Source organism: Halomonas caseinilytica (assembly GCF_001662285.1).
Lineage (GTDB): Bacteria > Pseudomonadota > Gammaproteobacteria > Pseudomonadales > Halomonadaceae > Halomonas > Halomonas caseinilytica.
This window is the reverse complement of record NZ_BDEO01000022.1, coordinates 16,085-28,617: the sequence shown is the minus strand read 5'-3', so window position 1 is coordinate 28,617 and position 12,533 is coordinate 16,085. Positions and strand designations below refer to the sequence as shown.

Here is a 12,533-nt window from a genome sequence, read left to right as displayed (position 1 = left end):
AAAACCCTAAGTAAAACAGGTGCTTCCACCACCCTTCACCGCTTGCGACGTTGCCCGCCGCCGGCAGCGGATGCGTACTTTACGGATACAGCGCCGAGGACGCAAGCCTTTTTTGCCGAATCGCTGCGATCGAATATCGAGGCGAAGCGCATGCCTTCCTCGTCATGATCGGCCCGCCGGCAGGTGTACTGACAACCTATTCTGCCCCCCATTCCGGCCAGCAAGCCCCGTTCATCCCAGCTAGTGCAAAGAAGGGGCTCGTTTCAACTCTCGCCATTCCTTGCACCCGAGACCAGCGAATCCGGCCCGAGGTCGGCGATGGACCGCGCGCCGGTGAGCGTCATTGCGACCCGCATCTCCTTTTCGAACAACTCGAGTAGATGGGCTACCCCTGCTTCCCCGGCAGCGGCGAGTGCATAGAGGAAGGCGCGGCCCAGCAAGACAGTATCGGCCCCCATGGCCACCATCCGCACGACATCCAGCCCGCTGCGAATACCGGAATCGGCCAGGATGGCCAGGTCGCCCTTGACCGCGTCGGCAATGGCAGGCAAGGCGCGCGCCGTGGAAAGCACTCCATCAAGCTGACGCCCGCCATGATTGGACACGACGATGCCGTCCGCCCCGAAACGGACCGCATCACGAGCGTCCTCGGGGTCGAGGATCCCCTTGATGATCATCGGGCCATCCCAGAACTCGCGAATCCACTCCAGATCCTTCCAGGAAATGGAGGGATCGAAGTTATCGCCCAGCCAGGCGATATAGTCCTCAAGCTCCGTCGGCTGGCCGCGATAGTCCGACACGTTCCCCAGGTCATGCGGGCGGCCATGGATCCCCACGTCCCAGGCCCAGGCCGGATGGGTCGCAGCCTGGAGCATTCGACGAATCGCCGCATGCCTGCCGCTCATGCCGGAGTGGGCATCGCGATAACGCGCTCCCGGCACAGGCATGTCGACCGTGAAGACGAGCGTCTTGATGCCGGCGGCCTTGGCACGCTCCAGGACATGCTGCATGAACCCTCTGTCCTTCAACACATAGAGTTGAAACCAGAGCGGGCGATCCACGGCCGCGGCCACCTCGCCGATGGGGCATACCGATACCGTAGACAACGTGAAGGGAATCCCCTTCCCGGCAGCAGCGCGGGCTGCCTGAACTTCACCGCGCCGGGCGTACATGCCCGTCAGCCCTACGGGAGCCAGAGCGACGGGCATCGCCAGGGATTCGCCGAACAGCTCGGTCTCCAGCGACAGGCTGGACATGTCCTTCAGCACCCGCTGGCGCAATGCGATATCGGCCAGATCCTCGACGTTACGCCGCAGTGTATGCTCGGCATAGGCACCTCCGTCGGCGTAGTGAAAGAGAAAGGGAGGGATACGGCGCTTGGCGGCCTGTCGGTAGTCCGTAGCGGCTGAAATAATCATGGCAAGCTCTAGACAGTGGGTAATTGGTAAAACCAATTAAAAACAAGTTGTCACTGCACGTTATGGCGCGACGGTTTCGCTGTCAAACTCTCCCTTGGTCGCCCATTCATCTGAATGGAAGTCGCCATGGCGCGTAATCTACACGGCCCTCCATCATCCCTACCGTCACCGAGAAAGTTGGTATGACCAATCCATGAAATCCTAGTTTGCTATTGGTAATACCAATTTAACGGCGATATCATGCCGCCTTGATGCTCGACCCCGCAGCCAAGGTCTCGCCATGTCCTATCAACCTGTCCGTCAGCCTCGCCTCGCCGATGTCATTACCGAGCGGCTCGAAGGCCTCATCCTCGAAGGCAGCCTGAAGCCCGGCCAGCGACTGCCGCCAGAACGCGAACTCGCCGAACGCTTTGGTGTTTCGCGTCCTTCCGTGCGCGAGGCAATACAGAAGCTCGCCGCCCGAGGGCTGCTGGCCAGCCGCCAGGGCGGCGGCACTTTCATTACCGAAGAGCTTCACAACGGCTACAGCGATCCTCTGCTCGAGATGCTTTCTCGCCATGGGGAATTCCACTTGGATCTGCTGGAATTCCGCGATGCCATGGAGGGGCTGTCGGCCTACTATGCCGCCCTGCGCTCCACACCCACGGACAGAGCCGTACTACTTGAGCGCTTCGAGGAACTCGAGGCCTGCTTCGCCAGTCGCGACCCGGCAAGCGAGGCCAAGGCAGACGCCGCCTTCCACCTGGCCATTGCCGAAGCCGCCCATAATGTGATGCTCCTGCACACTATCCGCGGCATTTTCCATCAGCTCGAGCGCAGTATCGTCGACAACCTTGGTCACCTGCTCGACAAGCCCGATGCTCGGCAACAGCTGATGACACAGCACCGCGCCCTGCTGGATGCCATCCTCGAGGGACGCGCCGAGGACGCTCGCAACCGCGCCCACGAGCATCTGGTATACGTGGAGGAAGGCTTGCTGGAAGTGGCCCGCGCCGAAACCCGGGCCCAGCGCTCGCTGCGCCGGGCTCAGGCCCTGCCGACGGCACCGTCCTGACCCATGGTCGGCAGCCATCGCCTAACACGGCGCCAGCGCGCCTGGCGCGGCCTGCTCGCAGGACTCGGGCTGGCCGGCCTCGCCTTGTGCATGTGGCAGACCGCTCAGGTCGCCAGGGAGCAGGCACTGCAGGACTTGCGCCGCGATGCCGAAAACGAGCTACGACTCTCGGCAGCGAGCCTGGTCGGGCACCTGTCGCGCCATGACTACCTGCCGGAACTGCTGGCCTCACGGGAAATGGTCAAGCGTTTCCTGTCCTCCCCGGACAGCCAGAACCCCATGCCGCTCAACCTGATGCTGGACCGTTTCCGCGCCACCGCCGGTGTTTCCGATATCTATTTGCTCGATCATCAGGCCGATACCCTGGCTGCCAGCAACTGGCATCGTTCCGACACCTTCATCGGTGAGAACTACCACTATCGGCGCTACTACAAGGACGCCATCCAGGGCCGCCGCGGCCGCTTCTATGGCCTGGGCGTCCAATCGATGACCCGGGGCTACTATTTCTCGGCGCCGGTCTGGCTGAAAGAAACCGCGCCACATGCCACCCCGGACGGCGTCATGGTGCTCAAGGTCACGCTCGATGCCGTGGAGCAGAGCTGGGCCGAGCAGGATGCAGAGCTGCTGGTCACCGACCGCGACGGCATCGTCTTCATGGCCAGCCAGCCGGAGCTGCGCCTGACTGCCATGACCCCGCTCAGCGACGCCGAGCGCGAGGCATTGCACGCTTCACGACGCTATGCCGAGGAACCGCTCCCGCACGCCGGCATCCAGGAAATCGAACGACGCGATTCACGCACTCGCCTGGTCGATTTTTCCTCCGGTCCCCTAGAGGGCCAGCACTACCTCAGCCTGACCCGCGCCATGCCGGACCTCGAGTGGGACATGCACATTCTCAAGCCGCTGACACCGGTGGTGAATGCCCAGTGGATATCGGCTCTGCTGGCCGGAGGGCTCTACGGACTTGTCGCACTGGGCGGTGGCATCGGCTGGCAACGCTTGCGGCTGCGTCGGGAGCGAGAGCGTTTCGCCGAACGCGAGCGCCAAACCCTGGCCCGCGTCAGGGACGAGCTCGAGCGCAACGTGGCCAAGCGTACCCACGATCTGGTGACCACCAACCAGCGACTGTCCGACGAGATCGAAGAGCGCCGCCGCGCCGAGAGCAGCCTGCGCGAGACTCGCGACGAGCTGGTCCAGGCCGCCAAGCTTGCCGTGCTCGGCCAGCTTGCCGCCGGCATCAACCATGAACTCAACCAACCCCTGTCGGCGATCCGTGCCTATGCCGAGAACGCACGTGCCTTCATCGAGCGCGGGCGTGCCGAAACTGCTGACACCAATCTCGAGCAGATCATCGAACTCACCGATCGCATGTCCGAGATCAGCGCTCAACTGCGGCAGTTCTCGCGCAAGAGTGGCGACACCCTCAGCGCCGTCTCGGTGCCTTCCTGCTTCGACTATGCATTACGATTGTTCCAGGCACGCCTCAACGAGCTCGGCGTCACGGTGGAACGGCAATGGCAAGCGGAAGACATCTGGGTACGTGCCGACCCGGTCCGCCTCGAACAGGTTCTGGTCAACCTGATCGGCAACGCCCTCCAGGCCATGGCAGATACCGCCACGCCGCACCTGTCGCTGACCATCGAGACAACACCGGAACAGGTGTACATACAGGTAGCGGACAGCGGTCCCGGTATTGCCGAGTCGCAGATATCACGCGTCTTCGAGCCCTTTTTCACCACCAAGTCCACGGGCAGCGGCCTGGGACTGGGCCTATCCATCTCGGGGCGCATCATCGACGACCTGGGCGGCCGGATCGAGGCCGGCAATGCCCCTGGCGGCGGCGCCCTGTTCACCATTACCCTGCCACGCGACCCCGGGCCGAAGGCCCGCCGAGCGACCGAGGAGCCATCGACCCATGCATGACAACGCGGATGTTCCGGTGATGATCGTCGATGACGAGGCCCACCTGCGTATCACCGCGGGCCAGACACTCGAACTGGCCGGCTACATACCTCGCCCCTTCGAAAGCGCCGAAGCCGCCCTGGCCGAACTCGAGACCGATTTCGCCGGCGTCGTGGTCAGCGACATTCGCATGCCCGGCATGGATGGCATGGCCCTGCTGCGTGAGGTCCGTCGCCGCGACCCGGACCTGCCCGTGATTCTGATCACCGGCCACGGCGACATTTCCACCGCCGTGGAGGCCATGCGCGAAGGCGCCTGGGACTTTCTAGAAAAGCCCTTTGCCGGCGAGCGCCTGGTCGAAGTGGTGCGACGCGGCAGCGAAAAGCGCCGCCTCAGCCTGGAAAACCGCGCCCTCAAGGCTGAACTGGAAGCGCAACAGTCGGCGCCCGGACCCCGGCTCGTCGGTCGCACGCCGGTCATCCAGCGCCTGGCCGCCATGGTCCAGCGAATCAGCCGCGTCGAGGCCGACGTCCTGCTGTTCGGCGAGACCGGTACCGGCAAGGACCTGGTGGCCAGGGCGATCCACGAGCGCAGCTCACGCGGCGGACGCCCCTTCGTTGCCATCAACTGCGGCGCGGTGCCGGAGAGCACCATCGAATCGGAACTGTTCGGCCACGAGAAAGGCGCCTTTACCGGCGCCCTGGAGCGGCGCATCGGCAAGTTCGAGCATGCCGGCGGCGGCACCGTCTTCCTCGACGAAATCGAGTCGATGCCACTGGCCCTGCAGGTCAAGCTGCTGCGTGTCCTGCAGGAACGCACCATCGAGCGTCTTGGCTCCAACCAGCCGGTGCCGCTGGATATCCGGGTCATCGCCGCCACCAAGATCGATCTCAAGGCCGCCGCCGAGGCCGGCGAGTTCCGTGAGGACCTCTACTATCGACTCAATGTGGTGACCCTGCCGATCCCGCCGCTGCGCGAACGCCGCGAGGACATTCCGTTGCTCTTCCAGCACTTCGCCGCCGTGGCGGCCAGCCGCAGCAGCATGGAGGCCCCGCCCCTCGATGCGGCGGGTATCTCGGCGCTGCTCGCCCACGACTGGCCAGGCAATGCTCGGGAGCTGCGCAATCTCGCCGAGCGTTACGTACTGCTCGGCGTGACGTGCGACTATCGGCTCGACATGCTGATGGAAGGCGTGGGTAACGACGGCGCCGAGCTATCCCTGCCCGAACAGGTCGAGCTCTTCGAGAAACAACTGATCAGCCAGGCCCTGGCCCGTCATCACGGCCATGTGACCGATGTCTGCGAACACCTCGGGCTGCCCCGCAAGACCCTCTACGATAAGCTGAAACGCCACAACCTGAAGGCCGAGCACTATCGCCACGGCGCCGATCCCTGAACCTCGGGCTCGCAACACGCCCGAGGCACCAGGCCAGGCGCCCCTCGAAGCATCGATGCCGGTAGCCGCCAATCATCAGATCAGGATCAACACGCTCGCGCCGCCAGCGATGGCCAGGCCAGCCAAGACCACCATGGCGCCATCCCGCGTGCTCATGCCAATGGCCGCCAGGGTCACGGCCAAGGCTGGAATGCTGCTGGCAAAAGGCAGTAGCTCCAACGGAATCATCGCCAACCCGGATACCGCACAGAGCAACGCTACCACCTGACTGACCGGCGCCTGGGTCAACACGGTCAAGCGCGGTCGGAACCAGCAGTCCAGGCGACGCGCCACCGGCTTGGCCCGCTCGGTCGCGGAGACCAGTCTCTCGCGGCTAACTGTCAGGCGACGCAGCCGCTGCGGCACCCAGGGCGACCGATCCCCCATGCTGCCCTGGATGGCAATCAAGAAAATCAGCACACCGCAGAGACTCGGCACCCCCGGAATGCCGCCGGTCGGCAACAGCGCAATCAGCGCCGGCGCCAGCAGCAAGGGGCCGAATCCACGTGAGTTCAGCGCATCGAACAGCGTCCCGACGGCCACATTGTCCGCCTCGGCCTCTTGCTGAAGGCGCTGCAGCACATCGTGCACACTCATGGCATCGTTCATGGAGCAATCCCTGGCGAATGAACAAGGCGACCATCATGCCACACCTCTGTACTGGCGCCCCATGACGATGGCGTGACGTGCCTGCCGGTCAGCAACTCACCAGATCGCCAGCCACTGCTCCCACACGGCTAGCAAGCTCGACCAGCTCGGCAGCCACGGCAACATGGCCAGCATCAGCAGTACCAGGGCGACGGCACGCAGGGGCCTGTCATAATCGAAGAGCTTGAGCGCCGTGCCGAATGAACGCTTGAGACGCCCCCCTTCCAGATCGACGCTGTAGAGTTCATCGAGCGTCAAATGAACGAGGCATCCCACCAGCAATGCCAGCCCCTGGATCCAGGCCAGCTCAGGCGGCTGGCCAAGCACGCCGTAGCTCAGCGCGCTGCCTGCCCAGGCAAAGAAGATCGCCGCCAGCAACGAATGCCAGATGCCGCGATGCACGGAGAAACGCTTGAAAGCCGGCGCCAGCAGATAGCGCACCCCGATGTAGATCCCCGCGCAGACCAGCAACCAGTGGCCGAAGGCAAGCTGGGACTGCAGGGTCCAAGCTCCGGCGGCGGCGGCCATGAAGGCCAGCAAGCTGAATACCAGGCGCACCGAATACGAGTGATCCGAGTCGATATCCGGGAGGATGCCGCCGAGCGTGGTCAGCAGCATCAGCGGCCCGGCCTGCCATGGCGTCCAGAGACCGAAGTGCCAGCCCCCCAGCGCCAGCACGCAACCGCTGCCCGCCGCCACGCTGATGTGGGTGCCGAAGTTTGCCATGGCCGGATACCTCGAAAACTGGATAAACATCCATTATCGCGCAATATCGCGATACAGAACAATCAGTTAACGAAGTTTCCGTGGCAGGCCTTCATGTCCTGGTGCAGGCCACCGGCATCGAGGCATGGCGCGCCCCCAGGCTCACTGCCGATTCAGCCCTCAGCGGCTGACAGATACTCATCCTTGAGATTGACGTAGTTGCCGGCGGTATACGCGAAGAAGGCGCGCTCCTTGTCCTTGAGCGGACGCAGTGCCTTGGCGGGGTTGCCGGCATAGACCTGGCCACCAGCCAGGTGCTTGCCGGGCGGCACCACGGCACCGGCCGCGATGATCACCTCATCGTCGACCACCGCGCCATCCATGACGATAGCCCCCATGCCCACCAGGATGCGGTTGCCCAGAGTGCAGCCATGCAGGATCGCCTTGTGGCCGATGGTCACCTCATTGCCGATGGTCAACGGAAAACCATCGGGATTGAAATCGCTGGCATGGGTGATATGCAGCACGCTGCCGTCCTGCACGCTGGTCCGTGCCCCGATACGGATACGATGCATGTCGCCACGGATCACCGCCATGGGCCATACCGAGCAGTCATCACCCAACTCGACATCCCCCAGCACCATGCACTGGGGATCGATGTAGACGCGCTCTCCCAGTGTCGGCGTGACGCCACGCCAGGATCGCAGGGTCGTCGCCTCGCTCATCATGCACCTCCCGTCGTCATATTAGTCCCGACGCCAATACTACCAGCGTCAGCGGGATCGACACCCAGCGCACCAGAAAGCGCCAGACGCGGAACCCGAGCGGGCCGGCATCCAGAGCACGCAGGGCAACGTGCTCGGGCATCACCCAGCCGGCGAAAATCGCGATCAACAGCCCTCCGATCGGCAGGAAGATCTCCGGCGGAATAGTGCTGACCAGGGCAAAGCCATTCATGCCGAACAGGATTTCGACATCGGCCAGGGTCGAGAAGGAAAGGACCGACAGCAGCCCCAGCGACCAGACCGTCAGGCCGACCACCGCCGCCGCCTTGCCCCGACTGATCCCCCAGCCCTGCAGGGTCGCCACCATGGGCTCGGCGAGGTTGATCGACGAGGTCCAGGTCGCCAGCAGCAGCAACAGGAAGAACAGCGACAGCCAGAAGGCGCCGAAGGGCAACTCGGCAAAGGCCACCGGCAGGGTGACGAACATCAGCCCGGGGCCCTCGCCGGGGTCCATGCCCTGGGCAAACACGATCGAGAAGATGGCGATACCGGCCAACAGCGCCACCGTCACATCCAGCACCGCCACCGACGCCGCCGCCCGCGGCAGGCTCTGGTGATCCGGCATGTAGGCACCATAGGCCATCAACGCACAGGCACCCACCGCCAGGGTAAAGAAGGCGTGCCCCATGGCATGCACCAGTACCATCGGCGTCACCGCCGACAGGTCCGGTCTGAACAGCCAGGACAGCGCCGGCCCGAATCCGCTCGTGGTGGCCGCATGTCCGGCCAGCACCAGCAACAGCAGATACAGCAGCGGCATCAAGAGATTATTGAGTCGCTCCAGCCCCTTGGCCACGCCCCCTGCCACCACCAGCATGGTCATCACCAGAAACAGGGTATGGTTGAAGGCCATGCGTGCCGGATCGGCCAGGAAAGCGTCGAAGCCGGCACCGATTTCAGCGGCACTGCGGCCGACAAAGTCGCCATTGATCGCATCGATGAGGAACTCGATGGACCAACCCGACACCACCGAATAGAACGATAGGATGCAGAACACGGTGAAGGCGCCGAACAACCCCAGCCAGCGCCAGTGGCCACTGGCGCCCGATTCGGCGGCCAGATGGCCGAGCGACTGCATCGGGCTGCGGCGCCCGGCGCGTCCTATCAGGATCTCGGCCATCATCACCGGCACCCCCAGCAGGACCACGAAGGCCACGTAGAGCAGCAGGAAAGCGGCTCCGCCGTTCTCGCCGGTGATGTAGGGAAATCGCCAGATATTCCCCAGCCCGACGGCCGCCCCGGTCACCGCCAGTATGAAAGCGCGGCGACTGCTCCAGCGCTCCAGGGTCTCTTTCATCGCCTATACTCCGGCCAAGGTGGAAAAGCCGCCAAGCCTAGCACATTGAAACCTGCCGCGACCGCCCGCATCTAAACGGACATTCCCATCATCAACCGAGGTGTGCATGTCCACGAATCCACTGCTCGACGCCCACTCGCTTCCCCCTTTCGCCGAGATCAAGCCCGAGCACGTGGTGCCGGCCATCGAGACCCTGCTCACGGAGAACCGCGAGGCCATCGAGGCACTGGTCGACCGTGCCGAGCGCGAACCGCCCACCTGGGAGAGCCTGGCCGCGCCCCTGGAAGCCCTCAACGATCGTCTTTCCCGCGCCTGGTCGCCGGTGTCGCACCTCAATGGCACCATGAACACGCCGGCCCTGCGCGAGGCCTATGAGCAGAGCCTGGGCATGCTCTCCGACTACAGCACTTGGCTCGGCCAGCACGAGGGCCTGTTCCGCGCCTGGCAGGCACTCAAGGACGGCCCGGCCTGGGCGACGCTCGACGAGCCTCAGCGCCGCACCGTGGACAACGCCCTTCGCGACTTCCGGCTGGCCGGCGTCGATCTCCCGGCCGACAAGAAGCAGCGCTATGGCGAGATCCAGGCTCGCCTGTCGAGCCTGGCCAACACCTTCTCCAACCAGTTGCTCGATGCCACCCAGGCCTGGCATCTGGCGCTGGACGACGACAGCCGACTGGCCGGCCTGCCGGAAAGCGCCCTGTCGACCCTGGCGGCCAACGCCGAGGCCAAGGGGCAGAAGGGCTATCGCATCACCCTGGATTTCCCCAGCTTCCTGCCGGTGATGACATACGCCGACGACCGTGAGCTGCGCCGCGAGGTCTATACCGCCTTCGTCACCCGCGCCTCCGAGACCGGCCCCAATGCCGGTGAGTTCGACAACGCCCCCGTCATGGAAGAAATCCTCGCATTGCGTCGCGAACTGGCCGAGCTACTGGGCTTCGCGACCTATGCCGACTATTCACTGGCCACCAAGATGGCCGACTCCCCGCAGGGCGTGATTCGCTTCTTGAACGATCTCGCCGAACGCGCCGTGCCCCAAGCACGCGAAGAGTACGCCGCATTGGCCGCCTTCGCCCGGGAGCGGCTGGACCTGGCCGAGTTGGCGCCCTGGGACGTGGGCTACGCCAGCGAGAAGCTGCGCGAGGCGCGTTACGCCATTTCCGACGAGCAACTGCGGCCCTACTTTCCCGCCCCTCAAGTGGTCAACGGATTGTTCAAGGTCGTCGAAAGGCTCTATGGCGTGACCTTCGAGGAAGACAGCGAAGCACCGCGCTACCATCCCGATGTGCGCTTCTTCCATATCATGGAAAGCGGCAAGCCGATCGCCGGCTTCTATCTCGACCTCTACGCTCGCGAAGGCAAGCGTGGCGGCGCCTGGATGGACGAATGCCGTGTCCGCCGAGAGGAAGATGGCACGCTGCAGCTACCGGTGGCCTATCTGACCTGCAACTTCACGCGTCCCGTGGGCGAGGCGCCGGCGCTGTTGACCCATGACGAGGTCACCACCCTGTTCCATGAATTCGGCCATGGCCTGCATCATATGCTGACGCGTCAGACCATCGCCGACATCTCCGGCATCAACGGCGTGGCCTGGGACGCGGTCGAACTGCCCAGCCAGTTCATGGAAAACTACTGTTGGGAGCGCGAGGGCCTGGACCTGATCGCCGGCCACGTGGAAACCGGCGAGCCACTGCCCGACGAACTGTTCGACAAGCTGCTGGCCGCCAAGAACTTCCAGTCGGCCATGGGCATGGTGCGCCAGCTGGAGTTCTCGCTGTTCGACTTCCGCCTGCACCTCGAAACCAGCGCACCCAGCGCCGCCGATATCCAGGCGTTGCTCGACGAGGTACGAAACAGCGTCTCGGTCGTCCCGCGCGTGGACTTCAACCGCTTCCAGAACGGCTTCGGTCACATCTTCGCCGGCGGCTATGCGGCGGGCTACTACAGTTACAAGTGGGCCGAAGTCCTGTCCGCCGACGCCTGGAGTGCCTTCGAGGAGGCCGGTATCTTCGACCCGGAGACCGGGCGACGTTTCCGTACCGAAATTCTCGAGCGCGGCGGTTCTCGAGACGCCGCTGAACTGTTCCGTGCCTTCCGGGGGCGCGAACCAAGCGTCGAACCGCTGCTGCGCCACAGCGGCATCCGCGCCGCCTGACACGTCGCTTCACCGTTTCATCATGCGCCGGGGGCACCCTCGGCGCGCATCACCAGGAGGCCTCATGGCCACTCAGAAACGCTTCATCGCCGGCGCCATCTGCCCCCGCTGCGCCGAGATGGACCGCATCCGCAGTTGGGAACAGAACGGCATGCGCTATCGCGAGTGCGTCAGCTGCGATTTCTTCGAGCAGCTTCCCATCGAGGAGGAAACCCCGCCCGAACTCGAGACCCGCATCAGCCGGCCCCACGAGGACCAGGCGTCACAGCCCGATGACCTGCAGACCGTGCGGATTCTCGATCCCGGTCAGCAGCACTAGCCTGCCATCACAGCAAGGAAGATATTTACAGTTCCCGGACCCAGATGTTGCGAAAGCTGACGGCGGCGTCGTGATCCTGCAGATAGAGCGGGGCGCAGCCGTGCGCCTCGTCATATGAGGGGGCTCCGATCCACTCGGTGGTGCCCTGAATTTCCACGTGGTTCTGGACGAGCACGCCGTTGTGCAACACCGTCGCGTAGGCCGGGGACTCGAGCTCTCCCGCGTCATCGAAACGGGGCGCGGTGTAGATGATGTCGTAACTCTGCCACTCGCCGGGAGGCCGCGAGGCATTCACCAGCGGAATGTGCTGCTTGTAGATCGATGCCGCCTGGCCATTCGGGTACGTCTCGTTGTCGTACGAGTCGAGCACCTGGATCTCATAGCGCTCCTGCAGAAAGACGCCACTGTTGCCTCTGTCCTGGCCATCCATGCCTGCGGTGTCCTCGGGGGTTCGCCATTCGAGATGCAGCTGCACGTCGCAGAAGTCTTCCCGGGTACGAATGCCCCCGGCTCCCCGCTTCACCGTCATGGCACGACCCTCGACATGCCATGGCGCCGCCCCGCCATCCTCGGCTTCCCAGGCATCGAGATTCGTACCATCGAACAGTACGGTCGCATCCGAGGGCACCCCATCCGCTGGTGCCTGCACCGTTTCAGGAACCGGCTCCCAGACTTCCGTCTTCTCGGCTTGCTGCCAAGGCTCGAGTTCCGGGTCGACACCATCGGCCGCGACGCCGGTCATGGGAGCCAGGCTGCCGCAGGCGATCAGCATCAAGCCGCGCGGCGCGAAGGGACGTAGATGTTCCAGCATGCGA

Annotated in this window: 11 protein-coding genes; 5 read left to right on the top strand and 6 right to left on the bottom strand. The window is 64.2% G+C overall.

Annotated features, from left to right (window positions below; translation table 11 throughout):
- Nucleotides 1–263 precede the first annotated feature (263 nt).
- Nucleotides 264–1,418 carry an FMN-dependent L-lactate dehydrogenase LldD gene (gene lldD, locus HSDC_RS16260; protein WP_064701010.1) on the bottom strand — a complete coding sequence of 385 codons (1,155 nt, stop codon included), beginning with the start codon at nucleotides 1,416–1,418 and terminating at the stop codon, nucleotides 264–266.
- 280 nt (nucleotides 1,419–1,698) lie between these two features.
- On the opposite strand from lldD, the gene HSDC_RS16255 reads away from it, so the two are divergent.
- From HSDC_RS16255 to HSDC_RS16245, 3 genes are read left to right on the top strand one after another with little or no spacing between them, the layout of a single operon-like run.
- Nucleotides 1,699–2,472: a GntR family transcriptional regulator gene (locus HSDC_RS16255; protein ID WP_064701009.1), complete on the top strand. Its 774-nt coding sequence runs from the start codon at nucleotides 1,699–1,701 to the stop codon at nucleotides 2,470–2,472.
- A gap of 3 nt (nucleotides 2,473–2,475) precedes the next feature.
- Nucleotides 2,476–4,395 carry a sensor histidine kinase gene (locus HSDC_RS16250; protein ID WP_064701008.1) on the top strand — a complete coding sequence of 640 codons (1,920 nt, stop codon included), beginning with the start codon at nucleotides 2,476–2,478 and terminating at the stop codon, nucleotides 4,393–4,395.
- Nucleotides 4,388–5,770: a sigma-54-dependent transcriptional regulator gene (locus HSDC_RS16245; RefSeq protein ID WP_064701007.1), complete on the top strand. Its 1,383-nt coding sequence runs from the start codon at nucleotides 4,388–4,390 to the stop codon at nucleotides 5,768–5,770. The genes HSDC_RS16250 and HSDC_RS16245 overlap by 8 nt, the downstream gene beginning before the upstream one ends.
- 75 nt (nucleotides 5,771–5,845) lie before the next feature.
- On the opposite strand, the gene HSDC_RS16240 is transcribed toward HSDC_RS16245, so the two are convergent.
- The 4 genes from HSDC_RS16240 to HSDC_RS16225 form a co-directional block, all read right to left on the bottom strand.
- Nucleotides 5,846–6,418: an exopolysaccharide biosynthesis protein gene (locus tag HSDC_RS16240; RefSeq protein ID WP_064701006.1), complete on the bottom strand. Its 573-nt coding sequence runs from the start codon at nucleotides 6,416–6,418 to the stop codon at nucleotides 5,846–5,848.
- Nucleotides 6,419–6,514: 96 nt separating this feature from the next.
- A complete protein-coding gene (locus HSDC_RS16235) occupies nucleotides 6,515–7,183 on the bottom strand; it encodes a metal-dependent hydrolase (RefSeq protein ID WP_064701005.1) in 669 nt (222 codons plus the stop codon).
- A 152-nt stretch (nucleotides 7,184–7,335) separates the two neighbouring features.
- Nucleotides 7,336–7,887: a gamma carbonic anhydrase family protein gene (locus HSDC_RS16230; RefSeq protein ID WP_064701004.1), complete on the bottom strand. Its 552-nt coding sequence runs from the start codon at nucleotides 7,885–7,887 to the stop codon at nucleotides 7,336–7,338.
- A 16-nt stretch (nucleotides 7,888–7,903) separates the two neighbouring features.
- A complete protein-coding gene (locus tag HSDC_RS16225) occupies nucleotides 7,904–9,244 on the bottom strand; it encodes a sodium-dependent transporter (RefSeq protein ID WP_064701003.1) in 1,341 nt (446 codons plus the stop codon).
- Between the two features lie 106 nt (nucleotides 9,245–9,350).
- On the opposite strand from HSDC_RS16225, the gene prlC reads away from it, so the two are divergent.
- The gene (gene prlC / locus HSDC_RS16220) at nucleotides 9,351–11,399 is read left to right on the top strand and encodes an oligopeptidase A (protein ID WP_064701002.1); all 2,049 of its coding nucleotides are present in this window, start codon (nucleotides 9,351–9,353) and stop codon (nucleotides 11,397–11,399) included.
- Between the two features lie 64 nt (nucleotides 11,400–11,463).
- Nucleotides 11,464–11,718, top strand: coding sequence for a YheV family putative zinc ribbon protein (locus HSDC_RS16215; RefSeq protein WP_064701001.1), 255 nt, complete (start codon nucleotides 11,464–11,466; stop codon nucleotides 11,716–11,718).
- A gap of 25 nt (nucleotides 11,719–11,743) precedes the next feature.
- Here the strand turns inward: HSDC_RS16215 and HSDC_RS16210 are convergent, their stop codons facing one another.
- Complete coding sequence (locus HSDC_RS16210) at nucleotides 11,744–12,529, bottom strand: 3-keto-disaccharide hydrolase (protein ID WP_064701000.1); 786 nt, start codon at nucleotides 12,527–12,529, stop codon at nucleotides 11,744–11,746.
- Nucleotides 12,530–12,533: the final 4 nt, after the last annotated feature.

Bases quoted from the DNA above. Each gene is read 5' to 3' on its own strand.
- HSDC_RS16240 (WP_064701006.1), bottom strand. From the start codon at position 6,418: ATGAACGATGCCATGAGTGTGCACGATGTGCTGCAGCGCCTTCAGCAA.
- prlC (WP_064701002.1), top strand. From the start codon at position 9,351: ATGTCCACGAATCCACTGCTCGACGCCCACTCGCTTCCCCCTTTCGCC.
- HSDC_RS16230 (WP_064701004.1), bottom strand. From the start codon at position 7,887: ATGAGCGAGGCGACGACCCTGCGATCCTGGCGTGGCGTCACGCCGACA.
- HSDC_RS16245 (WP_064701007.1), top strand. From the start codon at position 4,388: ATGCATGACAACGCGGATGTTCCGGTGATGATCGTCGATGACGAGGCC.
- HSDC_RS16210 (WP_064701000.1), bottom strand. From the start codon at position 12,529: ATGCTGGAACATCTACGTCCCTTCGCGCCGCGCGGCTTGATGCTGATC.
- HSDC_RS16250 (WP_064701008.1), top strand. From the start codon at position 2,476: ATGGTCGGCAGCCATCGCCTAACACGGCGCCAGCGCGCCTGGCGCGGC.
- HSDC_RS16225 (WP_064701003.1), bottom strand. From the start codon at position 9,244: ATGAAAGAGACCCTGGAGCGCTGGAGCAGTCGCCGCGCTTTCATACTG.
- HSDC_RS16235 (WP_064701005.1), bottom strand. From the start codon at position 7,183: ATGGCAAACTTCGGCACCCACATCAGCGTGGCGGCGGGCAGCGGTTGC.
- HSDC_RS16215 (WP_064701001.1), top strand. From the start codon at position 11,464: ATGGCCACTCAGAAACGCTTCATCGCCGGCGCCATCTGCCCCCGCTGC.
- lldD (WP_064701010.1), bottom strand. From the start codon at position 1,418: ATGATTATTTCAGCCGCTACGGACTACCGACAGGCCGCCAAGCGCCGT.
- HSDC_RS16255 (WP_064701009.1), top strand. From the start codon at position 1,699: ATGTCCTATCAACCTGTCCGTCAGCCTCGCCTCGCCGATGTCATTACC.